The organism is Saccharibacillus endophyticus, from assembly GCF_013185185.1.
In the GTDB taxonomy this organism is placed as follows: Bacteria; Bacillota; Bacilli; order Paenibacillales; family Paenibacillaceae; genus Saccharibacillus; species Saccharibacillus endophyticus.
The window spans coordinates 560,222-585,725 of the sequence record NZ_JAAZWE010000003.1; the positions used below are offsets into that span (position 1 = coordinate 560,222).

23 protein-coding genes are annotated in these 25,504 nt (G+C 55.2%); 9 read left to right on the forward strand and 14 right to left on the reverse strand.

Annotated elements, in window-relative coordinates; genetic code table 11:
• Positions 1-175 precede the first annotated feature (175 nt).
• Together HRQ63_RS13880 and HRQ63_RS13885 are read left to right on the forward strand one after the other, a co-directional pair.
• Positions 176-1,435, forward strand: coding sequence for a M20/M25/M40 family metallo-hydrolase (locus HRQ63_RS13880; RefSeq protein WP_172244678.1), 1,260 nt, complete (start codon positions 176-178; stop codon positions 1,433-1,435).
• A gap of 444 nt (positions 1,436-1,879) precedes the next feature.
• Positions 1,880-2,923, forward strand: coding sequence for a serine hydrolase domain-containing protein (locus HRQ63_RS13885; protein ID WP_172244680.1), 1,044 nt, complete (start codon positions 1,880-1,882; stop codon positions 2,921-2,923).
• Positions 2,924-3,260: 337 nt separating this feature from the next.
• Here the strand turns inward: HRQ63_RS13885 and HRQ63_RS13890 are convergent, their stop codons facing one another.
• The 7 genes from HRQ63_RS13890 to HRQ63_RS13920 form a co-directional block, all read right to left on the reverse strand.
• Positions 3,261-4,499: an MFS transporter gene (locus tag HRQ63_RS13890; RefSeq protein ID WP_172244682.1), complete on the reverse strand. Its 1,239-nt coding sequence runs from the start codon at positions 4,497-4,499 to the stop codon at positions 3,261-3,263.
• Positions 4,500-4,537: 38 nt separating this feature from the next.
• A complete protein-coding gene (locus HRQ63_RS13895) occupies positions 4,538-5,572 on the reverse strand; it encodes an ROK family protein (RefSeq protein ID WP_172244684.1) in 1,035 nt (344 codons plus the stop codon).
• Positions 5,573-5,764: 192 nt separating this feature from the next.
• The gene (locus HRQ63_RS13900; RefSeq protein WP_172244686.1) at positions 5,765-6,349 is read right to left on the reverse strand and encodes a methylated-DNA--[protein]-cysteine S-methyltransferase; all 585 of its coding nucleotides are present in this window, start codon (positions 6,347-6,349) and stop codon (positions 5,765-5,767) included.
• A 16-nt stretch (positions 6,350-6,365) separates the two neighbouring features.
• Positions 6,366-7,355 carry a DNA-3-methyladenine glycosylase 2 gene (locus tag HRQ63_RS13905; protein ID WP_172244688.1) on the reverse strand — a complete coding sequence of 330 codons (990 nt, stop codon included), beginning with the start codon at positions 7,353-7,355 and terminating at the stop codon, positions 6,366-6,368.
• Positions 7,356-7,435: 80 nt separating this feature from the next.
• The gene (locus tag HRQ63_RS13910; RefSeq protein WP_172244690.1) at positions 7,436-8,095 is read right to left on the reverse strand and encodes a bifunctional transcriptional activator/DNA repair enzyme AdaA; all 660 of its coding nucleotides are present in this window, start codon (positions 8,093-8,095) and stop codon (positions 7,436-7,438) included.
• 482 nt (positions 8,096-8,577) lie between these two features.
• Positions 8,578-10,005, reverse strand: coding sequence for an N-acetylmuramoyl-L-alanine amidase family protein (locus HRQ63_RS13915; protein ID WP_172244692.1), 1,428 nt, complete (start codon positions 10,003-10,005; stop codon positions 8,578-8,580).
• A gap of 409 nt (positions 10,006-10,414) precedes the next feature.
• Positions 10,415-11,848: an N-acetylmuramoyl-L-alanine amidase family protein gene (locus tag HRQ63_RS13920; RefSeq protein ID WP_172244694.1), complete on the reverse strand. Its 1,434-nt coding sequence runs from the start codon at positions 11,846-11,848 to the stop codon at positions 10,415-10,417.
• Between the two features lie 378 nt (positions 11,849-12,226).
• Between HRQ63_RS13920 and HRQ63_RS13925 the strand changes: the two genes are divergently transcribed.
• Both HRQ63_RS13925 and HRQ63_RS13930 read left to right on the forward strand, forming a co-directional pair.
• The gene (locus tag HRQ63_RS13925; protein ID WP_172244696.1) at positions 12,227-12,634 is read left to right on the forward strand and encodes an NAD(P)-binding domain-containing protein; all 408 of its coding nucleotides are present in this window, start codon (positions 12,227-12,229) and stop codon (positions 12,632-12,634) included.
• A 22-nt stretch (positions 12,635-12,656) separates the two neighbouring features.
• Positions 12,657-12,986: a DUF3024 domain-containing protein gene (locus tag HRQ63_RS13930; RefSeq protein ID WP_172244698.1), complete on the forward strand. Its 330-nt coding sequence runs from the start codon at positions 12,657-12,659 to the stop codon at positions 12,984-12,986.
• Between the two features lie 245 nt (positions 12,987-13,231).
• Here the strand turns inward: HRQ63_RS13930 and folE2 are convergent, their stop codons facing one another.
• Positions 13,232-14,143, reverse strand: coding sequence for a GTP cyclohydrolase FolE2 (folE2, locus tag HRQ63_RS13935; protein ID WP_172244700.1), 912 nt, complete (start codon positions 14,141-14,143; stop codon positions 13,232-13,234).
• 80 nt (positions 14,144-14,223) lie between these two features.
• Positions 14,224-15,192 carry a LacI family DNA-binding transcriptional regulator gene (locus HRQ63_RS13940; RefSeq protein WP_172244702.1) on the reverse strand — a complete coding sequence of 323 codons (969 nt, stop codon included), beginning with the start codon at positions 15,190-15,192 and terminating at the stop codon, positions 14,224-14,226.
• A 146-nt stretch (positions 15,193-15,338) separates the two neighbouring features.
• On the opposite strand from HRQ63_RS13940, the gene HRQ63_RS13945 reads away from it, so the two are divergent.
• The gene (locus tag HRQ63_RS13945; protein ID WP_172244712.1) at positions 15,339-15,779 is read left to right on the forward strand and encodes a PRD domain-containing protein; all 441 of its coding nucleotides are present in this window, start codon (positions 15,339-15,341) and stop codon (positions 15,777-15,779) included.
• 167 nt (positions 15,780-15,946) lie between these two features.
• Here HRQ63_RS13945 and HRQ63_RS13950 read toward each other — a convergent pair whose 3' ends face one another.
• On the reverse strand, positions 15,947-16,885 hold the full coding sequence (locus HRQ63_RS13950) for an AraC family transcriptional regulator (protein WP_172244714.1): 939 nt from the start codon (positions 16,883-16,885) through the stop codon (positions 15,947-15,949).
• A 175-nt stretch (positions 16,886-17,060) separates the two neighbouring features.
• Here HRQ63_RS13950 and HRQ63_RS13955 point away from each other — a divergent pair, with 175 nt between their 5' ends.
• Positions 17,061-17,330 carry an Atu4866 domain-containing protein gene (locus HRQ63_RS13955; RefSeq protein ID WP_172244716.1) on the forward strand — a complete coding sequence of 90 codons (270 nt, stop codon included), beginning with the start codon at positions 17,061-17,063 and terminating at the stop codon, positions 17,328-17,330.
• A 37-nt stretch (positions 17,331-17,367) separates the two neighbouring features.
• Positions 17,368-18,126, forward strand: coding sequence for an SDR family oxidoreductase (locus tag HRQ63_RS13960; protein WP_172244718.1), 759 nt, complete (start codon positions 17,368-17,370; stop codon positions 18,124-18,126).
• A 192-nt stretch (positions 18,127-18,318) separates the two neighbouring features.
• Here HRQ63_RS13960 and HRQ63_RS13965 read toward each other — a convergent pair whose 3' ends face one another.
• Positions 18,319-20,097, reverse strand: a complete 1,779-nt coding sequence (locus tag HRQ63_RS13965) for a methyl-accepting chemotaxis protein (protein ID WP_172244720.1) — start codon at positions 20,095-20,097, stop codon at positions 18,319-18,321.
• Between the two features lie 195 nt (positions 20,098-20,292).
• Here HRQ63_RS13965 and HRQ63_RS13970 point away from each other — a divergent pair, with 195 nt between their 5' ends.
• Positions 20,293-21,018, forward strand: a complete 726-nt coding sequence (locus tag HRQ63_RS13970) for a stalk domain-containing protein (RefSeq protein ID WP_172244722.1) — start codon at positions 20,293-20,295, stop codon at positions 21,016-21,018.
• A gap of 85 nt (positions 21,019-21,103) precedes the next feature.
• Here HRQ63_RS13970 and HRQ63_RS13975 read toward each other — a convergent pair whose 3' ends face one another.
• Together HRQ63_RS13975 and HRQ63_RS13980 are read right to left on the reverse strand one after the other, a co-directional pair.
• Positions 21,104-21,946 carry an isocitrate lyase/PEP mutase family protein gene (locus HRQ63_RS13975; protein WP_172244724.1) on the reverse strand — a complete coding sequence of 281 codons (843 nt, stop codon included), beginning with the start codon at positions 21,944-21,946 and terminating at the stop codon, positions 21,104-21,106.
• Between the two features lie 54 nt (positions 21,947-22,000).
• Positions 22,001-22,972 (reverse strand): helix-turn-helix transcriptional regulator, encoded by a 972-nt coding sequence (locus HRQ63_RS13980; protein ID WP_216673934.1) that lies wholly within the window; start codon positions 22,970-22,972, stop codon positions 22,001-22,003.
• A gap of 90 nt (positions 22,973-23,062) precedes the next feature.
• Between HRQ63_RS13980 and HRQ63_RS13985 the strand changes: the two genes are divergently transcribed.
• On the forward strand, positions 23,063-24,496 hold the full coding sequence (locus HRQ63_RS13985; RefSeq protein ID WP_172244726.1) for a glycoside hydrolase family 1 protein: 1,434 nt from the start codon (positions 23,063-23,065) through the stop codon (positions 24,494-24,496).
• Between the two features lie 96 nt (positions 24,497-24,592).
• Here HRQ63_RS13985 and HRQ63_RS13990 read toward each other — a convergent pair whose 3' ends face one another.
• Positions 24,593-25,387 (reverse strand): hypothetical protein, encoded by a 795-nt coding sequence (locus HRQ63_RS13990; protein WP_172244728.1) that lies wholly within the window; start codon positions 25,385-25,387, stop codon positions 24,593-24,595.
• Positions 25,388-25,504 lie beyond the last annotated feature (117 nt).

Here is a 25,504-nt window from a genome sequence, read left to right on the forward strand (position 1 = left end):
AGCGGAGGATGAACGGAGACGGAAAAGCGAAGCGCTCGCATTTGAATTTGGATTTCTACCACGGGCACCTATTCCGATCAGAGAAATCCAAATTCAACGGCGATTGCAGCCCCGTTCGTCCGCAGCGCCACCCGGCGCGCACACCATACACACACTCAACGAGGAGGAACTCCCCATGCCCGGTTCTCAAAAAACAGCGATCTCCGAACAAGTTACGCAGACGCTCGACACGCTGAATCATCATGATGCCGTCCGTCGTGCTTTCGATTTTCTCAAAGCCGACAACGATCATACGACCGAGGAACAGATCGAACTGACCGAGGTTGAAGCGCCGACCTTCGAAGAAGCGGAAAAAGGCAAGCTGTTCGCCAGAAAATTGGTTGAACTGGGCATCGAAGAAGTGAAGACCGACCAAGCAGGCAATGTATTCGGCATCCGACGGGGAAGCGGGAATGGCCCCAAGTTGGTTATTTGCGCGCATCTTGATACTGTCTTTCCGCGCGGAACCCATGTCAAAGCGCGCCGCGAAGGCAGCCGGGTCTATGCGCCGGGCATTTCCGACGACGGTCGCGGACTCGCATCCGTGCTCACGATTGTGCGTGCATTAAACGAAGCCAAGCTGCAAACGGTCGGCGACCTGATCATCGGGGCGACCGTCGGCGAAGAAGGGCTCGGCGATCTGCGCGGGGTCAAAACGTTATTCGCCAATCGCAGCGACATCGACGGCTTTATCTCGATCGAGCCGGGCACGCCGGATCGGATTACTTATCTGGGAGCGGGAAGCAAGCGTTACAAGATTACCTTCCAAGGCCCGGGCGGGCACAGCTTCGGCAACTTCGGCACGCCGAGCCCGATTCATGCGTTGGGCCGCGCGATCGCCAAAATTGCGGATCTCGAAGTTCCTCGCGATCCGAAAACGACGTTCAATGTGGGTTTGATCGGCGGCGGCACTTCTGTCAATACGATCGCGGAAACGGCAGAAGCCGTCATTGATATGCGTTCAACTTCGCAAGCCGAGCTGGAAAGCCTCGAAACGAAAGTGCTCACCTTGGTTCGCGAAGCGGCGGAGACGGAAAATCGGCGTTGGAGAAGGGAAGGAGCCATCACGGTTAAGCTGGAGCGCGTCGGCGATCGTCCGGCCGGTTCGCAATCGCCGGATAGCGAGATCGTGCAGACAGCTGCCGCTGCGGGTCTTGTCATGGGTTTCCGTCCGATACTTGAAGGCGCAAGCAGCACGGATTCCAACATCCCGATCCACCTCGGCATTCCGGCAGTCACGCTTGGAGGCGGCGGAGATTTCGGCGGAGCGCATACGCTGAACGAGTATTACGATCCGACGGATGCCTATCTCGGCGTGCAAAAGATTTTACTGACGGTGCTCGGCCTTACGGGTCTGCAAGATACGACCGAACCGTTACTGCCCAAGCGCGTTTAGTCGAAAAAAAGCCGCGGAGGTGCATATCCACCTTTTCCTCGGCCTATAAGGCTTGACGCTTGAACAGCAGTTGTGTCGGAAGCGGTCAATTGTCTCATTCGCGTACCATCTCCGTAAACAAATCTTCCAAACACGGCTCAAGCCGTTCAATCCGCCGTGCAGGCAGTCGATGCTTCGTCAGTATTCGCAAAACATCCAGCATGTCCGCCTCCGTTTGTCGGTCCAGGCTGATGATATTGTTAGAAAAGTTCAGTGTGTTAATCTCGCTCGCCTCCTATCTCTATTATCTCTGCTGCTAGACGTAGGCTCAATGGATTGTCGCGATACTTGGGCATGCCGCAAGAAGTGTTCATTTTTCTCGTCTTCGGTTCCGTAAAATGTAGATATGGGTTGGGCTGACGGACAGGACGGACGGTTTTTTACGGAAAGCGAGGGAGTATACCAATGAATTCGACGAGCGAAAATATCGAGCAAGCCGTTCGTGCATACAACGAGAACGAAGAATATGACGTACTGTTTTCCGGCGTAATCAAAGTCAGCGGCATGGAAGATCCCTCCACAGAAGCCGCGTACGGGCATGCCAATCGGAGTGAACAGGTTGCCAATCGCGCAACTACCCGCTTCGGCATCGCGTCAGGCTGCAAAATTTTTACGGCGGTAGCGATCTGTCAACTGGTCGAGCAGGGGAAGCTTGCGTTCGATACGAAACTGAGCGAATGCAGCGACGTTTCTTTTCCGAAATTCGATCCAAGCATCACCGTACATCATCTGCTAACGCACAGCTCGGGCGTACCGGATTATTTCGACGAAGAAGTCATGGACGATTTCGAGGAACTGTGGCGCGAGCGGCCGACGTACGGAATGACCGAAGTGTCGCATTTTCTGCCTTTGTTTGCGGAACAATCGATGAAATTTGCGCCGGGCGAACGGTTTGCCTATAACAATTCCGGCTATATTCTGCTTGGGTTGATCGTGGAAAACGTATCGGGGCTAAAGTTTCGGGATTACGTGGAGACGCACATTTTCAAAAGCTGCGGCATGACCGATTCCGGTTACTTCCGTATGGACCGACTACCGGAGCGAACGGCACTGGGCTATATCGATAGCGAAGACGGTTGGAAAACGAACATCTTCTCGCTGCCCGTCGTCGGCGGACCGGATGGCGGAGCTTTCACGACGGCAGGCGATCTCGATAAGTTCTGGAATGCGCTGCTCGGTTATCAATTATTGTCGGAATCGTTGACGCAAAAACTGCTGTCGCCGCAGATTACGGAAGACGAAAATACGGCGTACGGTTACGGCATATGGATCGGAATGAACGGCAAACACGTACGCTGCCGCTATATCATGGGCTTCGACCCCGGCGTATCGATGGTCTCTCGCGTATACGCCGATTCCGGACTTCGCGTGCACGTACTGGCAAACATCGACGGAGCCGCTTGGCAAGTAGCCGCAGACGTAGGCGCAAGTATACGAGAATCAAAGTGAATTTGATTATTCGCATACGCAGTCATTCTGACTGAACATCTAAAACCTCCCCCTCTTCATATAAGCGAAAAAAAGAAGCTGATCTGACGATCAGCTTCTTCGTGTCGAGAAAATCAAACGTAACCGGAAGCGAGAAGACGGAGAGAGAAATTCAGTGAAAAATGCCTTTGAACTCGGAAAATTCCTTATAAAAATTCCAATCCATCTTTCCGAGTGAGACAGCGTTTTGTGAAGCATTTCGAAGAAATGCACTTCGGAAGCATACGCTGGCAATTTCTCTCGCAGTCTTCTCGCTTCCCCCGCACACGTAACTTTCTCGACATCCTAAAGCTGATCGTCAGATCAGCTCTTTTCTGTTTTTCAAATACCGATACAGCACGACCCCGCAAACGGCGCTGAGCGCGGCGCACAACCCGATAAACCCGTACCCCGCTTGAAGTCCGCGCAGCAGTCCGACGGAGGAGTCCGCGCCGAAAGCGCTTTTTACCCCTTCAATAACCGCCCCGATGATATAGTTCCCGATTACGCTCCCCACGCCCATCAAGGTGACGGTGAACGTAATCGCCGTATCGCTGCCGTGCGGATAACGCCGGGCGATAAACGCCATCACCGTCGGATAGATCATCGCGATCCCGATCCCCGCTGCCGCGAACAAGAATGCGAATTTCTCGCCGCCCAAGATCGCGCCGAACGTACAAATCGCGGAAGCCGCAGCGAAAATAATGAGCGACAACGTGAACCCGATCCGATCCGTCAACGCGCCCAGCAGCAGACGAGCCAACGCGAAGCAGAGGAAGAACGCCGATAGCAGACCGGAAGCGGACACGGTCGTCCAGCCGTACGCTTTCTCCAAAAAGTTGACCAGCCAGCCGCCGACGGCAAGCTCGGACACGACGCCGAACGACAGGATCAGAACCATGAGCCAGATCGCCGGATCCTGCATCAGCTTTTTGAACGGCAGTCGGTCTTCGTGCGCGATATCGTCGCCGGGAAAACGGCTTTTGAGCGCGGTCAGAATCGGCAGCACGCACAGCGACAGCATAATCAGATACATTCCGCGCCAATCGAGCGTCCAGCCGAAGATCGTCACGGACATCAGACCCGTAGCGATCAGCGGAGCGACGGTCGAGCTGAAGCCATAGAAGAAGTGGGACAGATTCATCATCATGCCCGTGTTTTTCACGAAGATCCGCGCGCCGAGAATCGCCAGCGCGATCTCCAGCATTCCGTTGCCGATGTACATCAGGAAGTAGGAAGAGGAGAACACGCCGTAGCTTTGCGATAACGCGATAAGCACGCCGGATAAAACCATCGAGCCGAACGCGATTATGCTGACGGATTTAATGCCCCATTTGCGGACGAGTATGGCGGTGAACGAACAGGCGATGAGGTAGCCGAGCGCGTTCAGCGACAACAACGTGCCTAATTGGCCTTCGTTCAGGTTAAAGTCGAACTGGATACGCGGAATCGCGGGCCCTTTGATATTTTCCGAAAAGCCGAATACGATAAAGCCGAGGAAAATCGTGATCAATTGCCACATATAGATGCGGTCGATACCGCCGAGGCGTTTTTTCATGCGAGAGTAATTCCTTTCCGGGACGTAAAATAAAGTCGTTAAAGCTTGTCATTCCGTTGAAGGCGATAAGTCAGGCTTTCGAGCGTCGAGGCAGTCAGGCCGGACATGTATTCAAGGCGAGTATCGGCTTGCACAATCAGCTCCGGCATATGCTGCTCCGGAATCGTGCGCAGACACCCGGCTCGAAGCGCGGCTTCCAGCGAAAGGTCGACCGCATCGCCTGTAACCGCAATCGATGCCGGGTTGAAAATGGCGATGATCGAGGTGAGCGTCTGAACGGCAATCGCCAAGAATCCGTCCGGCGTCCGAAGCTTCGTTATTTGTTCTTCGCGTGTCAGTCCGGCAAACGGCAGATAGGAGACTTCGCCGCCGAAATCGGTATACCCGTTCAAGATCCGTCCGCCCGAAATGAAGCCTGCTCCGGGAAAATGCCCGCGCGGAAAAGTCACGACGGCAAAAGGACGTTCTTCCTCGAACTGCTGCTGGCGGTACATTCCGTAGACGGTCAGATTCATATCGTTGCCGATCGTCGTGTCGAGGCCGTATTCGGCTTGCAGTCTCGGTCCTAATGACTTGCCCGCAAGACCTTTCGTATCGCAGATTCCGATGACGCCTTCGTGAGCGACGCCGGGAATGCCGATGCCGATCGCGCGAACGCCGTCGAGCGTTTGCAGCTTGTTGCCGATCCAATCCGACAAGAAATCATCATCCAGCACGTCCTCGACGATGAAGCTTTCTTCGTCGGAATGTTCTCCCGCCAGATTGGCGACCGCGGTTTGCAAAGAATCGATACCGTTTTTGGATCGGACGATCACGCACAGCACCCTCGCGTAATCGGCGTTGAACCGGTACAGTTTGGCAGGTCGCCCGCCGCCGGAAGGTTCCGCGTCATGCTCGAATACTTCGCCGCCGGCGGTCAATTCGTTCAAAATGGTCCCGCAGGTGGCGATGCTCAAATTCGTCATTGCGGCAAGCGAAGCTTTGGTAGCTGATCCGGTCGCTTTCAGAGCCTGTTTGATGATCTCGACATTAAGTTGCTTGACCTGAGCCGAATTGAAAGAAGAGGGAATCATAAGGGGATATAACGCCTCCTATGCAGAAGCCGAAGCTTCATCATATTCTCGAACACTTTTTAAAACCCTTTTAATAAATGAAATATAGCCTATGTCATCCGGACTGTCAACGCTAAAAAATAAGCAGCAAAAAGCCCGTCAGCATCGCGAACCGCGGCTGACAGGCTGGAGATTGGATTCGAAACAAGACACTTACTCGGCAAAACGCGCTTCGTGCCGCAACAGCCATTCTTTGCGCCAAAGTCCGCCCGCATATCCGGTCAGCTTTCCGCCGGAACCGATGATGCGGTGACAAGGCAGTACGATGCTGAGCTTGTTGCGGCCGTTAGCCGAACCGACTGCTCGGACAGCCCGCTCGCTGCCCACGGCAATCGCCAGATCTTTATACGAGCTTGAAGCGGCGTAAGGGACAGCGGCGAGCTCGGTCCACACGGACCGTTGAAAAGCCGTTCCGTAAAAGGCGTAAGGAAAGTCGAAGCTGCGCCGCTCGCCGCTGAAATATTCGACAAGCTGGCGACGGCAAATCCTCAGAGCTTCGGGAATATCCGATTCTGAAACGTTCTGATCGTTCTCGTATGCAAAGGCGTCGGGGAACGGATTGACCGCAGGCCAGCCTTCGGGCATTGCCGTGTCGCTGAACAAGATGGATAACACAGCCTCGTTCGTTCCTTCGATGATCAGTTCGCCCAATGGAGACGGATAGAGCAGTCGGTAGATCGCGCAAGTTTTCGGCGATACCGTCGACAAGGCGGGGTGCGGGATCGATGGGGTATTCATGGTGAAATTCCTCCTGTTAAGTCGAAATCGAAGATTGCCGTGGCGGAGCCAGCAGCGAATGCCACAGGTAAAAGGTTGCGTACGCTTCCCACCCGTGCCAGCTTGCGGAAGCCTCGGTCATTTCGGATAGAAGCGGCTTGCGATCAAGCTGAAGACCGCGCTTCAACGCCTGCTGCAATCCGGCATCGCCGACGGGAAAAGCGGTCGGGTGCCGCAGGCATTTTAACCCTACATAATCGGCTGTCCAGGCACCGATGCCGCGAATCGCAAGCAGCGTCTCGCGTGCTTCAGCCGTTTTCATATGCCGCAGCGTTTTTTTGTCCAACTTGCCTTGCTCGAACAGCTGCGCGATTCCGATGATGTATTCCGCTTTGCGTCCCGAGAATTGAAGCGGCTTCAGGTCGTCCGGCGACAGCGCGGCAATTCGTGCGGGCTGAGGGAAAAGAAAGAAGGGTTTATTCTCCGAAAAAGCGACGTCCAAGTCTGTATTCGCAAGCGGTTCGCCGTATGTTTCGACCAGCCGCTTCTTCATCGTGTAGGCAAAGCCCAAGCTGATCTGCTGACCCGTGATCGACCAGACCAGCGCTTCGAACAATTCCGGAATCCCGATGAGTCGCAACCCCGCGTGGGCAGACACGACCGGGTGGAGGATGGGGTCTTGCTCGGCCAGTGCATAGAACGGAAGCAGGTCGTCGTCCAGACCGAACCATTCCCGCACGTAACTTGCCGCGGCGGAACGTATTTCGGATGTGGCTTCTCCTTGTGGAAAGCCAATCTGAATAGAGGCCGAATCGGCTGAATAACCCAGCTCCAACAATACGGGAATTCCGCCGAGTTCCACAGGTTTATACACTCGTTCCCCTTCGATCCGGTGCATGATTTCAACGTCGGATCGACCCAGATAAGCCAGACATTCACTCCAACTGAAAGGTTCGGAAATGCGAAGGAGCAGCGGCGGCGATAGGGAGCGCTCGCGTTCTGCGGAAAGATAGTCAGGTGGGGTCATCGTCATAGCGACCTCCTTTCGTGTTAACTAAAATCTGTTTTCAGAGGATCAGCGTCCACGTAGTTGGCTTGAAGGTAGAGTCATTCGGCAGCAGAAGATTGCGTCGATTGCCGCTGTACCGCCGACGTCGGCTGCCGCGGAATTTTGCGTCGGGCGGCTTCGCGCACGATCGGCGCCCCTTGCTCGCGGTATTCGCCGGGCGAGCAGCCGTGATGTCGTTTAAAAGCTTTATAAAAATTCGATGGGGTATGGAAGCCCGACTCGTAACAGATATCCAGATTGGATTTGTCGCTGCATCGCAGCAAGTGTGCGGCGCGGTCTACGCGGACTTTTTCCAAAACCATGCGCGGCGTCTCGTTCGTTTCCTGCTTGAACAGCCGTTCGAGATAATAGGTGCTGAGTTTGACGTGATCCGCAATATCCTTAAGCAGCAAATTTTCCCGGTAATGTTCCACGATAAAGGAGCGGGCCTTGAGCACGAATTCGTTCCACGGCGAATGCTCGAATTCCGGTTGGCATCTTTTGCACGGGCGATATCCGGCAGCTTCCGCTTCGTTCAAACGGACATAGAACTCCACGTTTTGCTTTTTCGGCTTGCGGGATCGGCAGGACGGGCGGCAATAGATGCGGGTCGTTTTGACGGCTGTGAAAAAGAGTCCGTCGTATCTCGCATCGCAGGCCATAATGCGCTCCCACATCTCTTCAAAGGACAGCCGGATCGTTCCGATGGTCGTGTTCATTCGTGCGTCTCCTTTCCGGTTGAGCGATGACTTCTGAGTTTATTGTAACAGGATGAGCGGGAAAAGGACTCCTCATTATTGCGGTTAAGGTCGGAAGCTGCTTTTTGAAAACGGAGGGGAGAACGCCTTGAGAGGGCGTCTGTAAAGAAGTTTAAGATCCTGTTCGTAGAAGAAAGGATAGGCTGCGAGAGAAATTCGTTCAGGACGCTGTCTCACTCGGAAAGCTTTCAGCTTTCCGAGTTCAAAGGCGTCCTTCACTGAATTTCTCTCTTCGCCTGCAAGCATCTTTTTGAAAGATCAGGATCGTTTAAAAAGATTCAGAGCATCGCAGCTCAAGGGGGCTTTGGGAAAGAGGTTTTCGAAAAGAGCTTTTTTTGGGGGATTAGGTGGGGAAATAAAAAGGGGTACAACGGATCAGATGTCCGTTGTACCCCTTTTTGTTATGTTTTTTGAGTAACAGATCGCGGTGTTAGCTGTTGAAATCAGCTATTGGCTAAGTATTCTTTAATGCCGGCTACGATGGCTTTGGCTACTTTTTGCTGGAAAGCGTCCTGCATCATCAGCTTTTCTTCGTTGGCGTTGGTCATGAAGCCGATTTCGAGAAGGGCTGCGGGCATGGTCGTTTTGCGAATGACGAGATAGTTGGCTTGTTTGGAGCCGCGATCCCGGAATCCGGTAGCCGCCAGGACATGTTTTTGAATGGTGTCCGACAAGGCTTTACTGCGCTTGGTATCCGCATAGAAGGTCTCGGTTCCGCCTGCGTTGGAGGATGCGGCGTTGCCGTGGATGGACAGGAAGACGTCGGCTTTGGCGTCTTGGGCGATCTTGACGCGTCCGTCCAACGGGATAAAGGTATCATCGGTTCGCGTCATGATCAGGTCGATATTCGACTCCTGTTTAAGCAGTGCGGCGACCTTCAGGCTGACGCTCAATACCATGTCTTTTTCCCTTTTTCCCGTCACGCCGATGCCGCCGGGATCCTGATCGCCGTGTCCGGGGTCGATGACGACGACTTTTTTGCCGTCGGTGCCGATCGGTGCGGCCGCGCCGTCGTCGTTCAGATCGACGAGCACGAGATTGCCCCGGGTGTACAGCTTGTGTCCGGTCGAACGATTGAGATCGATGACGACCCGCACCGTTGACGGACTTTGGCTGAACAGCGAGTAACGAACTTGTTTGACCGCCGAAGAACCGGTTACGTGCAGAGTTACGACTTGGCCTGTTGATGCCGTTTGGTTTTGAAGCAGTCCGGGTCCGAACGAACTGTCCGGCAGATCGACCACGATCCGGTCCGGGCCCCTGAGCACGGAACCTTCGGGCTTCACGGAACTGTCCGCCGAGATCGTCAAACGATTGTCGCTGAAGCTGATACTGTTGATCGACGCCCTGTTCGAATCGGCAGGAGGTGTCGAAGGAGCCGTCGGGGGCGTAGTCGGAAGGGAAGGGGCTTCAAGCTGCGTTTGCAGATAAACGGTACCTGAAGACTGTTCCCATCGAACGGCCAAACCCATTTGCGAGCCGACAAAACGAAGCGGCACGTAAGTCGTATTCGAACGAAGAAAAGGGGCCTGCTGCATCGTGATGCTGCCCGAATATGAAGCTGCCGTCCGGCTGCCCAGAGTCAAAGTTAACGAGGCCGGAGCACTGCCGATCTGTATTCGTCCTGTTGCTTGATTCCAATTCACCGAGTGGCCGAGTTGTTCGGATACAATGCGAATCGGCACCATGGTCGTTCCGTCAACCGTAATCGCCTGGGCGTTATCCAGCTTTCGGCCGTCCAACATGATTCCGGTTTCGGTCGTCGCGGCAGAAGCCTGTCCGGTTGCGGCGGGCAGAGCCAGCGTAACCGTAAGCACGATAGCCAGCACCATGGCGGCTATCTTTTTCCACATATTTCGTTCGAATCTCATTATCACTACTCCCTTCAAGGTAATAGACTCAATTACGATTAAAAAGTTTCTCTTGGGCAAAATAAATTGATTCAGGAAAAATTAGTTGCCGAGTAAAACTTATTGGTAGGACAGATAAAAAAGAACCCGCGATTGCGGGTTCTCAGGTTTTCGAAAAAGTTCCGTATGCGTGGGAAGACAGAAGGCTCCGAGAGAAATTCATTCCGGTCGCGTGTTGAAATCGGGAAAACAGATTGAATTTTTAGCGGAATTTTCCCGATTTCAAAGGCGAACACTATCGTTCCTTCATCGAATTTCTCTCTACGCCTTCTGTCTTCCAGCTGCGTTGAACTTTTTCGACATCTGAGAACCTGCGATTGCAGGTTCTATTTTTTAGAAAGAGGAGAAAGAAAAGAAGAGGAAGAAAGGATCAGTTCATTCCCAAATATTCTTTCAAGCCCGCGACGATCGCCAGCGCTACTTTTTGCTGGAAGTCTTCTTGCATCATCAAAGCTTCTTCTTCCTTGTTGCTCAAAAATCCGACTTCGACCAGAGCGCCCGGCATGGTCGTTTTGCGAATGACGACGAAGTTGGCTTGTTTGGAGCCGCGGTCGCGGAAGCCTGTCGCTTGCTGGACGTGTTTTTGGATCGTGTCGGACAGCGTTTTGCTGCGAGCTGCATCGGCATAATACGTTTCGGTGCCGACCGCGCTGCTCGCGTTGGCTTTGTTGCCGTGGATGGACAAAAACACATCCGCTCCGGCATTGTTGGCGATCTTGGCCCGGTCATCCAGCGCGATAAACGTATCGTCGCTGCGCGTCATAATGACGTCGATATTCGGCTCCTGCTTGAGCAGGGCGGCTACTTTTAAGCCGACTTGAAGCACCATGTCTTTTTCTTTGACGCCGGTAATGCCGACGCCGCCCGAGTCATGGTCGCCGTGTCCGGGATCGATCACTACGACTTTTTTGCCGTCCGTTCCGATAGGCGGAGCGGTTCCGTCGTCGTTCAGATCGACGAAGATCAGATTGCCTTCCGCGTAGATGTTGTATCCGACAGCCCGATTCAAATCGATGACCACTCGCACGGTAGAGGGGCTTTCGCTGAACAGCGAGTATCGAACTTGCTTGACCAGGGAAGAGTTTTCCACAGTCAGCGTGCCGACTTGTCCCGATCCCAAGCTGCCGTTGGCAAGCAACCCCGGTCCGAAAGCGCTGTTCGGCAGATCGACAACGATCCGGTCGGGGCCTGCCAATGAAGAGCTTTTCGGCGTTACGTTCGCTCCGGCCGAGATCGTCAAGCGGTTATCGCTGAAGCTGATTGCATCGATCGACGCGTTATTCGAAGGGACTACCGGTGTTGGGTCCGGCGTCTCGACGGCAGGCGGCAGCGATGGGTCTTGAGCCGGAGTCTGCAAAAATACGGTCCGCGAAGCCTGCTCCCACTTGACGCCGAGACCCATCTGGGAACCGACGAAGCGCAGCGGTACATAGGTGGTGCTGGAACGAACGAACGGCGGCTGCTCCAGCTGCACGCTGCCGGAAGCCGAATCTGCCGTCGTGCTTCCGATCGTCAGTACGAGCGGCGAGGCTTCTGCTCCGATCGTAACGCGTCCCGCGGACTGGTTCCAATTGACCGAGTAGCCCAGTTGTTCGGAGACGACGCGGATCGGTACCATCGTCGTTTGGTTGACGATGACCGGCTCCGCGCCGTTGATCGTCTGACCGTCCAGTACGATGCTCGCTTCGACCGCAGCGGCTGCGGACGCGTGCCGAACCGTTCCGGGAAGCGTAAAGAGCGCCAACAGCATAAGAGCGGCAAACACGACTACGCTTTTTTTCCAGGCAAGATTTCCGAGTTTCATTCTCACTTCTCCTTTGGATTATGTATGGGCTTGATGGCATGACGCATGATCTCTATAAAAATTGGACGCCCAAGGCGGGACTAAAGTTTCACCTGTACAAAAAACATACCCTACTAGCTTAATCAACCTTAATCAGAAGTTTACGGACACCTGAAATGCACACGTTTTAAGTGCGTTTCCGTTGGAGACTTCGTACACGGGTTAGGTACGAAATCTCAGGTGTGCGTAACTTTACATTTAACTTGGTCAAGCTACTACAACAAAAATAGAGCATGATGCCCCAAAATTCAAGAGACTTTGATTTGACAGAATGGCAGGAACGCCGTATGCTCTGATTAAATCGTAATAATTACTATTAAATTTTCGAGGTGAATCAAAGTGGAAGAGTTCGACTGTCTGGTCGTCGGCGCTGGCGCCGGCGCCGCAGGCTTAGGTATAGCATGCGTATTGCAGGATTTGAAAATCGGCCGTTTCGCCGTGGTGGATCGCGGCGGAATCGGCTCTTCTTTTCGGCTTTGGCCGAAGGAAACGCGCATGATCACGCCTTCTTTTACCGGAAACGCTTATGGCCTGCTTGATCTGAATTCGATATCGCTGCGCACGTCTCCTGCTTTTACGCTGGGAACGGAGCATCCTTCGGGAGACGAATATGCGGATTATCTGGAAACGTTGGCCGCGTATCGCAAGCTGCCTATATACGCGAATACCGATATCACGGCTATTCGTCCATTGGAAGGCGGCGGATTCGAGCTGGACAGCAGCCGCGGCGGTTCATTTTTACCATAAAACGATAAAGGCGGGGACATCGATGAGCACGTTGGAGACGAAAAGATTGGAAGCTTTGCTTCGCGGTTATATTTCGGAAAAAATTCCGCCGAGCATGCGCAGGGCGGTGCGGATCGTGTACCGGATGGAGGAGGACCGCGTCACCTTGAGCGAAGAGCGTCCCGAGCCTCCTCGTTACGGCTGGCAGGGGAAAGATCTGGCGCAGTTCCGGTTGGAGCAGGGGGCTTGGAATTTATACGCCAAAACGGAAGACGGAAAATGGGCCGCGGCGCCGTCGCTGGCACCGCAGCCCGATTTCGAAGATCAGCTGGAGCAGTTCGAGCTTGATCCGGAAGGGTTGTTTTGGAAATGACGGGAGTCTGCGAATCCGGATGGGGAGGCGCTGCGGGAAAAATTCGTTCAAGACGCTGTCTCGCGTAGAAAGCCTCCGGCTTTCTTTGCTCAAAGGCGTCTTTCACTGAATTTTCCCCTCCGCTACAGCTTCTGGGAATCGTATTTTTGGGTGGGGGAAGAGAAGAGAAGATGCAACATAAACAACATAAACATACAAGATAAAGCAGTCTCAAAGCGAAAAGGCTTGAGGCTGCTTTTGATTTTTTAGACTGGGCTTTTCTTTGGGTATCGGACTCTCGCTATAGCGTCGTGTTGGTGGATGGATTCTTCGTTGCGGCATTCGAGGTCGAAAGAACGGATGAAAGGAGATTCGACCAGGTCGGCGGCGACGAGGCGGGCCAGGTCTTCGACGAAGCGCGGGTTTTCGTAGGCGCGCTCGGTGACGAGCTTTTCGTCGGGCCTTTTGAGAACCGGATGCAATGGAGCGCTGGCGTTGGATTCGGCGGCGTCGAGCAGTAGGGCGCACCAATTGCCGTCAAGTTGTTCGGGATCGGCTTCGGCTCGGATCTGTACGGTTCCGCGTTGATTGTGGGCGCTGTATTCGCTGATTTCTTTGGAGCAGGGGCAGAGCGTCGTTACGGATGCCCGGATGCCGAGGGTTAGGGAGAATTCGGGCTCGGTGTGCTTATGATACCGGGCTTCGATGCTCAGTTCGGCGTGGGCCAGGCCGACTTGGCCGGAAACGGGAGCGCTGCGCTCGTAGAACCACGGGAATTCCAGCTTCAGCGTTGCGCCGTCTTGCTGCATGGCTTCGGCCAGTTCGCGGGTGAAGGCGTTCAGGGAAGCCGGATCGGACACGAAATCGGTATGACGATAGCGTTCCAATTGTTCGGTCAGGCGGCTCATATTGATCCCTTTTGCATCACGGGAAAGAGTTGTCGTCAGCTCCAATGAGGCAATCGGCGTTTGCTGGACAGGAGCCAATGGAGAGCGGAACAAGATCGGGTGCTTCACGGAAGACACGCCGACTTGATCCAGGTCGAACCAATAATCTTCCCGGCGGTTTTGCAGGTCAGGCATTTGATCTTTGCTTGTAGGTTTATCGCCCGGGATGGGAGGAACGCTTCCGAATTTGCGATGACGTTCCTTTTTGGGCGGAAAATGCAGATCAGTCATAAAGGCATCAGGACTCCTAGGTTTTTTCTATTAATAGTAATGTATACGATTAATAAGTCAACAGCTTGGGAGTGCGATGTTTATGTTGTGCCGCGCTGCACCAAATGGAACTTCAGCGGACGCAGCGGCAGGTCGATATGTTCGATGCGGTTGCGAATGATCGAGAACGCGTTGCCCGCTTGTTCGTTCACCGGATAATGAATAGTCGTCAGGTCGAGCATGTCCGCGAAATCGAGATTGTCGAAGCCGCAGACGGCGAAATCTTCGGGAATCCGCAAACCGAGTCTGCGTGCTTCCGCGACCATGCCTGCCGCGACGCGGTCGTTGGTAGTGGCAAACGCGTCGGGAATCTGTCCGTTTTCCAGCCACCAGCGGACTATCTGCTCTCCGTGCGAAGGGTTGCCCATATCGTCAAAAGAAGGACAGGCACAGGGATCGAGTTCGTATTTTGCGCAGAAATCCCGAAACGCGTCGATACGGCTTTGCGTGTTCAATCGCGTCGGTGCTCCGTAAATGTTGCAAATCCGACGATAGCCGCGCGCGTACAAGTGTTCAAGGGCGATCATATAGCCGTCGTATTGATTCATGAATACAGACGGAACATCGGGATGGATAATCCGCTGCCACGACACGATCGGACCGTATTTCGTATAGCTTGCAATCAGCGACAAATCGCTTTTGAACATGACGAACACGAGCGCGTCCACCTGCTTGCGACGCAGCGCTTCCAGCGCTTCAAGCTCTTTGGACACGTCGCTGCCCGTCATGAACAGCGTCACGGTATACCCGTTCTCTTCGGCCGCCCGCACGAATCCTCCAGTAAACAGGCTGACTGATTCGATGAAAGCGGGGGCGACCAGACCGAGCCTGCGCGTGATTCCCGTTTTGAGCGAAAGAGCGTTCAGGTTCGGCGCGTAATCGAATTCTTCGGCCGCGGCCAGCACCCGGCGCTTTTTCTCTTCGCTGACGTATCCTTTTCCGCTCAGCGCGCGGGAGACCGTGGACGGCGATACGCCTGCGCGTTTTGCGATTTCTTTGATATTCGTCATTTCTGCCGCCCCCTTTGCCCAAAAGTATAACAAAAAACCGCTTTTTTCGCTGAGGGCGAAAAAAATCTGTTGACCTGAAATCGATGTCACAAATTATGCTTGGCATATTCAAACATACGGGGAACGATGAAAAGGAGGCGGCAACCATGAAAATTACGCAAATCATCAACGACGATATGGTGATCGCGCAGGAAGAACAAGCTGACGAGGCGACGTATTGGAAAAAGCAGGGGACCGGAGGAGAAGGCGAATTATTGTTTGCCGCACTCGAAAACGCATTCGGGATCATCGAGCGCCGTTTCGGCATCGGAAGTTCCGACGTGTCCGTGTTGACGTATCGTCGTTTCGCGGAACATATGCGGACCTCGGTACGACGGACGCTGCGGACGGAAGACCGAGGTTCCGCGACGGACGGCGTGCTCGGCCGGTTGATCCGCGAGCACATGCCGGAATGTTACGCGTGCGCCGAAGACATCCGGAACGATCTGGAGCGCCGCAGCGGTACGCGTTTGCCGGAAGACGAGCTGCTTGACCTGATGCTGCACGTGCATAAGGTAGTCGCGAGCGGCACGAAGCGCGGCGCCTGAGCGCTCTCGCATCCTTGCCGCGCAAACCGTCGAAAGAATATGCCCATACCCATGAATGCTTAGTCGAAAAAGGAACGTTCCCGGGGGAACGTTCCTTTTTCGCGTGCAGCGGAGAAGCGCTTTTTCCGCAGTCTTTCTCGAGGTTTGCCGTTCGTTCGAACGTTGCTTCAATTTTCGCCCGCCGTCCGGCGCGCGGACAGCGTCTTCAATCGGCGGATATCGACAAGCGGCGGCCGGCCGAACAGCCGGGCGTATTCGCGATTGAACTGGGACGGGCTTTCGTAGCCGACGCGAAAAGCGGCTTCGGCGGCTTGGACCGGTTCGCAAAGCAGCATTCGACGCGCCTCTTGCAGCCGGATCTGTTTTTGAAATTGAAGCGGGCTCATCGCCGTCACGTCGCGGAATCGTCGATGCAGCGAAGACGGGCTCATGCCCGCTTCCCCGGCCAGCTCGTCGATGCGCAGCGGTTCGTTGTAGCTTTCGCGGATGCGCCGGATCACTTCGGCGACGGAAGCGGCATGTCCCGCTCCGGGCGCCATCTGCCGGATCGATTGTCCTTGGCCGTCCCGAAGCGCCCGATACAAAATCTCCCGCGCCGCCATCGGGGCCAGCACCGGAAGGTCCTCTGGCGTTTCGAGCAAACGCACGAGGCGCAAGAACGCGTCCAGCATGCCGGAAGCCGCTTCGCTGACGTACAATCCGCGCGCGGTCGAGATCCGGGCAGCGGAACCGTCTTCCGTTTCCCGGAGCAGTTCGAGCACCTGCTGCGGATCGATCCGCAGACGGACGGCCAGATACGGATGTTCGGCCGACGCTTCGGTCACCTGACCGGAGATCGGCAGATCGACCGATACCGCGAAATACTGCGAAGGTCCGTAACGGTAGGCTTCGTCTCCGAGCAGGACGAGCTTGCTTCCCTGGGCGACGAGGCAGATCGACGGTTCGTAAACGGTATAGACCGGGACGGCATCTTCGGAGCTGCGAATCAGCGACAGCGGAGGGAAGTTCGTCTGGTACGTGCCGTCGATCGCGGAGAATCGGGCAATCGAGCCGGCAAGCTCCGCAAGCTTTTCGTTGACGGTCGAACGGGCGGTTGAAGTCGACATTACGTGAATCCTCCTTTATAAGGTTCTGCGCGGATTTTCTTCGATTATACAATGCGAAGCTTCGCGTGCGAACAGCTTTGCGCGGAATAGGCAATTTTTTGCGTCGATCGTTCTACCTCCCCCATTCGCGAATCCTTCATACTGAACAAGAACCGAAACGAGAGGAGGACGAATCATGAACTCGAACGGCGACAAGCGCGAAAACGAAAAACCGCACCCGTACGTCGGCATGTGGGTGACCGCGGACGGCCTGATCCGTCAAGAACTGCTGCGAAACGGACGTTACGACGAAGCCCGCGGCAGCCGCATCAGCGCGTACACCGGCAGCTACACCGTCAAAGGAGACCATATCGATTATATCGACGATACCGGATTCACGGCGGACGGCGAATTTCGCGAAGACGTGCTGTATCACGGAGGCATGATTTTTTACCGGCAAAAATAAAAAAGGCTGCGGCCGAACTTTTCAAGGAGGAACGAACATGAATACGGAAAAACGGCAAACGAACGGCGTGGAAGGCAAAGTCGTCCTGATTACGGGAGCCAGCAGCGGAATCGGCGAAGCGGCGGCGCGCTTGCTGGCGAAGCAGGGAGCCGAAGTGATGCTGGGCGCAAGACGCTTCGAGCGGCTGGAATCGTTGACGGACGAGATCCGCTCGGCGGGAGGAACCGCGGAATATCGCAAGCTGGACGTGACCGATCCGGAAGACATGGAAGCGTTCGTGAACGAAGCGGTCGAAAAGTTCGGCCGCGTCGACGTCATCGTCAACAATGCCGGCGTCATGCCGCTGTCCAATCTGGAAGAACGCAAAATCGACGAATGGAACCGCATGATCGACGTCAATATCCGCGGGGTGCTTCACGGCATCGCGGCGGGCCTTCCCGTTATGCAAACGCAAGGAGGCGGACAGTTCGTCAACGTCGCTTCGATCGGCGCTTACGAGGTGACGCCGACGGCCTCCGTGTATTGCGCGACCAAATACGCCGTCCGCGCCATTTCGGAAGGGCTGCGCATGGAGACGGGGCGTTCGATCCGCGTGACGCTCGTCTCGCCGGGCGTGACCGAATCGGAGCTGGCCGACAGCATTTCCGATGAGCATGCGCGCGCGGCGATGCGGGAATACCGCAGAGTCGCGCTGCCTGCGGAAGCGATCGCCGAAGCCGTCGCGTACGCGATCGCCCAACCGGAAGGCGTCGACGTGAACGAACTGACGGTGCGGCCGGCGAAGGACGCGGTTTGAAGAGGTGCAAGAAGCCCATAGAAGGGTGCCGCTATCCATAAGAACGGTTGTGATCCATGGAAACGCTACTGCACGAAAGCCCGGCCGTTCAACGCGCCGGAGTCCGTTCGGACTTATAAGATGAAGAAAGCCGGCTCTCCCGAAAGGAGGCCGGCTTTGTTTGCTAATTTCTTTTTCGGAAGAAGGAGCGGTTTAACGGATTCGGGAATCCGGCTCCGCATCTTGCGCATGCTCCGTGCGGAATTGCCGCGCGACGCTCTGCATGCCGTCCGCCACTTCCGACAGCCGACGCGAAATGTCTTCCAGTTCGCGCGCGGAGCGCTGCTGCTCGTCGGCGCTTGCGGAGACTTCTTCGGTCATGGCCGACGTCTGTTCGGTTGCCGCGGCGATATCGTTCATATGCTGCTCGACTTCGCGGCGCGCGCCCTGCATATCGCCGGCCCGGCGATCCAGGCGTTCGGCCAGCGTCTCGATTTGTTGCGAAATCCGGGATACTTCGCCGAACGTTTGCAGGCATTCGGCGATCTGGGTTTCTTGTTCGCTTGCGCTGACTCGGTTCGATTCGAAATGTTCGTTCATGCGGCTGACTTGCCCGACGAAGGAGCCGAGAATGGTTTCGATTTCTTGAATGGAATCTTTCGACTGCTGGGCCAGCAATCCCATTTCTCCCGCGACGACCGCGAAGCCTTTGCCTGCTTCGCCCGCCCGGGAGGCTTCGATCGTGGCGTTCAGCGACAGGATCTGCGTCTGCTTGACGATCGAATTGAGCCGGTCGCTGACCGAAGCGGCCAGCTTCGATTTGCGATCGAGTTCCGCGGACATTTCGGTCAGGTCGACGGTGCGCCGCATGTTATCCCGACTTTTGTCCAGCAGAAGTTCGTGTTCCCGGCTGACCTCGGCCTGCACGGCTCCCAACCGTTCGGAAACGTCGGTAAACTGATGCACGTATGAAGCGACTTCGTCCATCATGCCGCCGAGCCGATCGCTCAACTGCGCGGCGCGTTCCGTTTCCTCGGCCTGCTGCATGGAACCCGACGCGATCTCGCGAATGGCCCTGGTCAATTCTTCGGCCTGCTTGTTGTTGGTGCCCGCCGTGGTTCCGACATGCGCGGCCGATTGCACGAGCGTATCGGAATCGTTTTTGATCCGCACGATCATGTCTTTGATCCGGGCGGTCATCTTTTCGGTCAGAACGGCGATATCGCCGAGCTGGTCGCCGGTGATCCGCTTAACGGAAGTATCCAGATTGCCTTCGGCCACTTGCTCCAGCCCTTTTTTGATTCCGTTTACCTGCTTGAGCAGACGATTGACCACCAGCAGCATGACAAGCATCGACAGCAGCAGGACGGCGGTGAACAGCGGAATGATGATCTTGTAAGAATCGGCCAACGTGTTCGACGTCACTTGTTCGAGCGTATTCGCGTCGACGTCGATGCCCAGATAACCGATTACGCTTCCGCCGTCGTCGCGGATCGGAGTGAAGGACGAGAACAGGTCGCCCCATTCTTCGCTGTGCACGACGGGCGTATTGACCGTTTCGCCTCGGAGCAGCCGGGTATCGACATCCGCATCGAAGGATGCCTCCGTTCCGAGCGGGCTGTATTCCTCGTCGTCCCAAGCCGCTCCGTCCACGGTATAGATCCAGCCCGCATCCGTTTTGTTCAACATATATACATACAGAACGCCGGCCTGCTGGCGCAGCGTGTTCAATTCTTCCCGCAGCGTGCGATAAGCGGAAGAACTTTCGCCGTCCGCATATACGGTTTCGATGGCGCCGGACTGCGTGCCCAAGCGGGCAGCCGTGTTTTCGGCCAATCGGCGGGTATCCTCCTGCATGGTCTTCAAAGCGGCCTGCTCGATTGCCGAACGCGTCGTTAGCATGACAAGTATGCCGATCACGACAAGCGGAACCAGAATGATCAAGTAAAGTTTTGTTCGTAAACCCAGTCGTTTTTGTTTACCTGTTTTCAATGCGATGAGCCTCCTTGATGAATGTCCACCTTTCATTATCGTCGAAAGATTGCGAAACTTGAATAGCTTGCATGCTTAAATTCGACAAAATGTTTACTTCCTCGATACAATTCATTGGCTTTTTCGAGATATTCCTCGGGTATATTGAGTTCAATAAGAAAAACGCATCCCAACCACCCAAGGAGGACACAAATCATGAAATCGAAAAAATTTATCGCGGCAGAAATGGTAGCAGGCATGGCTCTTTCCGCTTCGGTCGGCGCTTACGCCGCATCCAACATTGAGACGATCAAGGCGCAGCTTAACCACGGACTGGGCTTCGTCGTGAACGGCCAAGCGTACACGCCGAAAGACGCGGTAGGCAAAAGCCTCGACCCGATCGTTTACAACAATACGACTTATCTGCCGGTTCGCGCGCTGGGCGAAGCGTTGAACGTGCCGGTCACCTATGATGCGGCAGAACAAAAAGTCGTGATCGGCGCAAAAAACGGAACGGGCAATTCCGGAACGCCGGCAGGCGAGACGGCATCGGGCTTGACTGCCGTAACGTATACCGCTTCGCAAAAATCAGCCGCCAAAGCTGCTTTTGCTGCATTCGAAGGTTTCGAAGCCGCTTATGCTCCGATGCAAGCGACGGCAGGGGATAAATTCCGCAGCGTGGGCGCCGGCGGCGATTCCGTCACTTACGTGTTCGATAAGATGAAGGTAGCCGTCGCGCCGCGCGACGATTCGTTCGGCTACGATCTCACCCCGGTTACGCTCTCCAACGGCGTGAAAGGCAATTGGTACAAGCCGTCCGACAAAGATATGCTGACGTTCCCGGTCGGCGATCGTTTCGTGACTATCTGGTCCGACAACGGCAGCCTGACCAAAGCGCAAATTCAGGCGGTAGCGGTACACGTGGAAAAAGCTTCGTTCTGATCGTCCGATAGAAAAAGGGACCCTGAAAGCCGGAATTCCGGCTTTCAGGGTCCCTTTTTTCGTGTTTAAGTGTTCGCGGCAGCGATCATTCGCTCCGCGCTGCATATAGCGATTGCGTGTCTTGATCACGCAGCAGTCTTTTCGCGGATCGTGCCAGAAAAGCGAGGGCGAGATCGGAAAAAGCATTGCCGAAGCTGAAGCGCCGAACGCCGAGCTTTTGCAGACGGGAGACCGAAGTCAGTCCCGGCAGCGACATGACGTTCAGCGGAAGCGGCGAAGCCGATGCGACGGCGGCGATCTCCGCGTCCGCCGACAAACCGGGGACGAAGATTCCGTCGGCGCCGCCGTCGGCATAGGCGCGTACGCGAAGCAGCGTTTCTTCAAAAGGATCGGACACGCCCGGCATCAGGTAAGTGTCGGTACGCGCATTGACGAAAAAGCCGCCGAAGCCGCGCGCGTCGAGCGCGTTTCGAAGCAGGGCCAGCAGCCGTGCTTGTTCGGAAACGTCGCGCAGTCCGTGCCTGTCTTTCGGCGAATCTTCGATATTCAAGCCGGCCGCGCCCGCGTCCGCGACGCGCAGCGCATTGTCCACGATGTCCGCGTGTTTCGAAGCATAACCCGCTTCGATATCCGCCGATACCGGAATGTTCACCCGGGCCGCGATGTCGCGGACGATCGCCGCAAGCCGGTCGAACGGAATCTCTTCGCCGTCGCGCATGCCCGAAGCTTGAGCGATGCCGTAACTGGTCGTGCCGATCGCCGCAAAGCCGGCTTTTTCCAAAGCCGCGGCCGAAGCGGCATCCCAGGCGTTGCCGAGAAACAGCAGGCCTTCTTCTTCATGCAAACGCCGAAACTCGGCGATGGACGAAGCGGAGCGGCTTGCGGTACGGGAAGATGAAGATAAAGGGTTGTCGGTGTTATGTTTCATGGTTTTAAAAGCCTCCTGTCGGGTTTGGTTTCAGTGTACGCGCATACCGACAGGTCAGGCATCCTGATTCTTGCGCTCAGCATCGGCGTTTTCGCGCGCGGCGCCGCTTGCCGCAATCAAATGCTTGACTGCGCGCCGATGCCGTCTGAGCAGCTCTTCCTGAATATGGGCCGGTTCCGCGACCGTGACATCGCCGCCGAAAGACATCAGAAACGAGTACAGCCGTTCGTCCACTTCCAGATGCATCGCCACGCGCAGCCTCCCGTCCGACTCTTTTCGAATCAGGGCGGGATCGGCAAAATCCCGAACCCGATAGGCAACCGATTCGGAGAACAGAACTTCCGTCAAAGGAAATTGAGGCGAAGGGGCATTGCTTTCCTCCGCGGGCGGAGCGATCGGGTCCCGATCGAGGTGGCCGGAAACGAAGCTTAGGTCGGAAATGCGCTTGATTTTGAACGTCTTGAAACTACGGGACTGTTCCTGTTCCAGCTCCTGCCAGCCTTTAAAATACCAGGTGTTATTTTTGAAAATCAGCTTTACCGGCTGCGCCGTCTCCGTGCTGGCTTCACCGTTGGAATTCACGTAATGAAAAGACAAGGGATGCCGCGCGAAAATCGCTTGTTTGACCTGGTTGAACATCTCCATTTCCTGCGCCGGAATGCTCTCCCAGGGAGAATGCTCGAATTCGATCCAATCCAGCTTGTGATCGAACAACGTCGTAAGTCGGGTCAGCATGCGGTTGCCGTTCAAGTGCGGAATAGAGCTGACGCTGTATAAGCCGAGCAAAATCTCGTTCTGTTCTTCTTCGCTGAGCAGCGACTTATCCATGACATAGTTGTCCATCAGGTGAATCCCGCCGTATTTTCCGGTTGTCGTATAGACCGGAATGCCTGCCGAACTAAGCCGGTCGATATCGCGGTAAACGGTTCGCACCGAAATTTCGAACAACTTGGCCAGCTCGGGGGCGGTCGTTTTCTTTTTTTCCAACAGCAGCAGCAAAATTTTGAATAATCGATTATGTTCCATGTCGAAATTATACCATGACAATCCTTGTCAGGGTATGGATGATACACTACGGGTAAAGACTTCACCCAACTCTGGAGGAGGAACTATACGATGAAAATGAGAGACGGATTTTTCTGGGGCGGCGCTACGGCTGCCAACCAATTCGAAGGCGGCTGGAATCAGGGCGGGAAAGGCCCGAGCACGTCCGATATGATGACCGGCGGTACGCACACGACGCCGCGCCGCATTACGCCGGTGCTGGAAGAAGGCACTTACTATCCGAGCCATGAAGCGGTCGATTTCTACGGCCATTACAAGGAAGACATCGCGATGATGGCCGAAATGGGCTTCAAAATGTTCCGCATGTCGATCAACTGGTCGCGCATCTACCCGAGCGGTTACGACCAAGAGCCGAACGAAGAAGGCTTGAAATTCTACGATGACGTGTTCGCGGAATTGAAGAAGCACAACATCGAGCCGCTCGTGACGATCTCCCACTACGAGACGCCGTTCGGCCTGACCGAGAAATATAACGGCTGGGCTTCGCGCGACGTGATCGACCACTTCCTGCGTTATTGCGAAACGATCTTCAACCGTTATAAGAATCAAGTCAAATACTGGCTGACGTTCAACGAAATCAACTGTCTGACGATGCCGCTCGGCGCCTACATGGCGGCAGGCATCCTGTTCGACGGCAAAACGGAACTGACGGACGGCGTGGATAGCCCGCAAACCCGTTTTCAGGCGCTGCATCACCAATTCGTGGCAAGCGCAAAAGCGGTTAAGCTGGGTCATTCGATCAACCCGGACTTCCAAATCGGCTGCATGATCGCGTTCATGACGACGTACCCGAACACATGCAACCCGAACGATATCATTCTGGCGCAGAAGAAAGACCAAATTTCCAACATGATCTGCGGCGACGTGCAGGTTCGCGGCGCATACCCGGGCTTCGCGAAGCGTTTCTTCGAAGAGCAGGGCATCAAGCTTGAACTGCATCAGGAAGACGAACGGACGCTCAAAGAAGGCACGGTCGATTTCTACTCGTTCAGCTACTATATGTCGATCGTGGAAAGTGCCGATCCGGCAGTCGAGAAAGTCGGCGGCAACCTGCTCGGCGGCGTGAAAAACCCTTATCTGGAAGCATCCGACTGGGGCTGGCAGATCGACCCGCAGGGTCTGCGCTACACGCTGAACCACCTCTACGATCGTTACCAAATTCCGCTCATGGTCGTGGAAAACGGACTTGGAGCCGTAGACGTCGTGGAAGAAGACGGTTCGATCAACGACGATTACCGGATCAACTACCTGCGCGACCACATCGTTCAGATGAAGGAAGCGGTGGCGGACGGCGTGGATCTGATCGCCTACACCATGTGGGGCTGCATCGACTTGGTGAGCGCCTCGACCGGCGAAATGAAAAAGCGTTACGGCTTCATTCACGTCAACAAAGACAACGACGGCAACGGCGACCTGAGCCGCACGCCGAAGAAAAGCTTCTATTGGTACAAAGGCGTGATTGCCTCCAACGGCGAGCAGCTGTAAGTTTCGAGGAACTGACGCATCCGGCGCTTTTTTGCCGGATGCGTTTTTTATTGAAACCTGATCGCACATTCCGTGCTTCGCCCGGCGCTTCCCGGCTTATTTGCCCGGCAGCTTATTCGCCGCCGATTTGATCGCGGCGGAAATTTGCTTTTCCCAACCGTGGATTTTTTGTTGGGAGGCGTGAATTTTGCCGAGCTGCGCATACATCATGGTGATTTCGGCGGCCGCGGTTATGGCGTTGCCCGATTTGACGGCGGCACGATAGCGCTTATACGAAGCGGCGCGCGTTTTGTTGAACGACGTAATCGATTTGTTTTCCGCCGTGACCTGCTTTTTCAACGAAGTTACGGGAGCCAGCGCGTCTTTGACGATTTGCGCTTTGGCTTTGGCTTGTTTTTTGGCGGCGGCCAGCGCTTCGTTCGCTTTTTTGATCTCCGACTTGGCCGCGTCGACCGACGGCTTCAGCTTGTTGCGCTTGAGATCCAACAGATCCGCGTTCTTTTTGTCTTTGCGTTTGCGCGCCTCGCTCGCCTGTTTGCCGAGATCGCCGTACTGCCCGATCAACGAAGCATGGCGGGTTTTGAGCGAGGCGGCGGTCGAAGCCAATTGATCGATTTTGGTTTTGTCGATCGCTTTGACGGCGGCGTTGACTTCTTTGAGGCGCGCGGCGCTGTCTTTGCGCAGCGATTGAATCTGCTGTTTTTCCAGCTTGTTGGCCGTTTCGAGCGCTGTATAACCGTCGTACAGGGAATCGATGCCGGACAGCGCGGCGGCCCACGCATCTCCGGAAGCTTGCGCGCGGCCGGGAGCGTAAACGGACAAGACCAGAACGGCGGCGATCATCAGAGAGGCGAAACGGGAAAAAGATCTTTTTTTTGCGGGGAACAACATGTTTTCAGCTCCTTTTTCAAAAAATCTTGCAGTTTGCCAAACGAAAAAGATTCGAATCCGAGGAACGCCGGCACGCAAAAAAGCACCCCGCGGAAAAGGTCTTCGGACCTTGCCCGC

Bases quoted from the DNA above. Each gene is read 5' to 3' on its own strand.
- HRQ63_RS13945 (WP_172244712.1), top strand. From the start codon at position 15,339: ATGAAAATTACGCAAATCATCAACGACGATATGGTGATCGCGCAGGAA.
- HRQ63_RS13885 (WP_172244680.1), top strand. From the start codon at position 1,880: ATGAATTCGACGAGCGAAAATATCGAGCAAGCCGTTCGTGCATACAAC.
- HRQ63_RS13980 (WP_216673934.1), bottom strand. From the start codon at position 22,972: ATGGAACATAATCGATTATTCAAAATTTTGCTGCTGCTGTTGGAAAAA.
- HRQ63_RS13930 (WP_172244698.1), top strand. From the start codon at position 12,657: ATGAGCACGTTGGAGACGAAAAGATTGGAAGCTTTGCTTCGCGGTTAT.
- HRQ63_RS13970 (WP_172244722.1), top strand. From the start codon at position 20,293: ATGAAATCGAAAAAATTTATCGCGGCAGAAATGGTAGCAGGCATGGCT.
- HRQ63_RS13880 (WP_172244678.1), top strand. From the start codon at position 176: ATGCCCGGTTCTCAAAAAACAGCGATCTCCGAACAAGTTACGCAGACG.
- HRQ63_RS13960 (WP_172244718.1), top strand. From the start codon at position 17,368: ATGAATACGGAAAAACGGCAAACGAACGGCGTGGAAGGCAAAGTCGTC.
- HRQ63_RS13895 (WP_172244684.1), bottom strand. From the start codon at position 5,572: ATGATTCCCTCTTCTTTCAATTCGGCTCAGGTCAAGCAACTTAATGTC.
- HRQ63_RS13915 (WP_172244692.1), bottom strand. From the start codon at position 10,005: ATGAGATTCGAACGAAATATGTGGAAAAAGATAGCCGCCATGGTGCTG.
- HRQ63_RS13940 (WP_172244702.1), bottom strand. From the start codon at position 15,192: ATGACGAATATCAAAGAAATCGCAAAACGCGCAGGCGTATCGCCGTCC.
- HRQ63_RS13975 (WP_172244724.1), bottom strand. From the start codon at position 21,946: ATGAAACATAACACCGACAACCCTTTATCTTCATCTTCCCGTACCGCA.
- HRQ63_RS13950 (WP_172244714.1), bottom strand. From the start codon at position 16,885: ATGTCGACTTCAACCGCCCGTTCGACCGTCAACGAAAAGCTTGCGGAG.
- HRQ63_RS13910 (WP_172244690.1), bottom strand. From the start codon at position 8,095: ATGAACACGACCATCGGAACGATCCGGCTGTCCTTTGAAGAGATGTGG.
- HRQ63_RS13985 (WP_172244726.1), top strand. From the start codon at position 23,063: ATGAAAATGAGAGACGGATTTTTCTGGGGCGGCGCTACGGCTGCCAAC.
- HRQ63_RS13990 (WP_172244728.1), bottom strand. From the start codon at position 25,387: ATGTTGTTCCCCGCAAAAAAAAGATCTTTTTCCCGTTTCGCCTCTCTG.
- HRQ63_RS13920 (WP_172244694.1), bottom strand. From the start codon at position 11,848: ATGAAACTCGGAAATCTTGCCTGGAAAAAAAGCGTAGTCGTGTTTGCC.
- HRQ63_RS13900 (WP_172244686.1), bottom strand. From the start codon at position 6,349: ATGAATACCCCATCGATCCCGCACCCCGCCTTGTCGACGGTATCGCCG.
- HRQ63_RS13905 (WP_172244688.1), bottom strand. From the start codon at position 7,355: ATGACCCCACCTGACTATCTTTCCGCAGAACGCGAGCGCTCCCTATCG.
- HRQ63_RS13890 (WP_172244682.1), bottom strand. From the start codon at position 4,499: ATGAAAAAACGCCTCGGCGGTATCGACCGCATCTATATGTGGCAATTG.
- folE2 (WP_172244700.1), bottom strand. From the start codon at position 14,143: ATGACTGATCTGCATTTTCCGCCCAAAAAGGAACGTCATCGCAAATTC.
- HRQ63_RS13955 (WP_172244716.1), top strand. From the start codon at position 17,061: ATGAACTCGAACGGCGACAAGCGCGAAAACGAAAAACCGCACCCGTAC.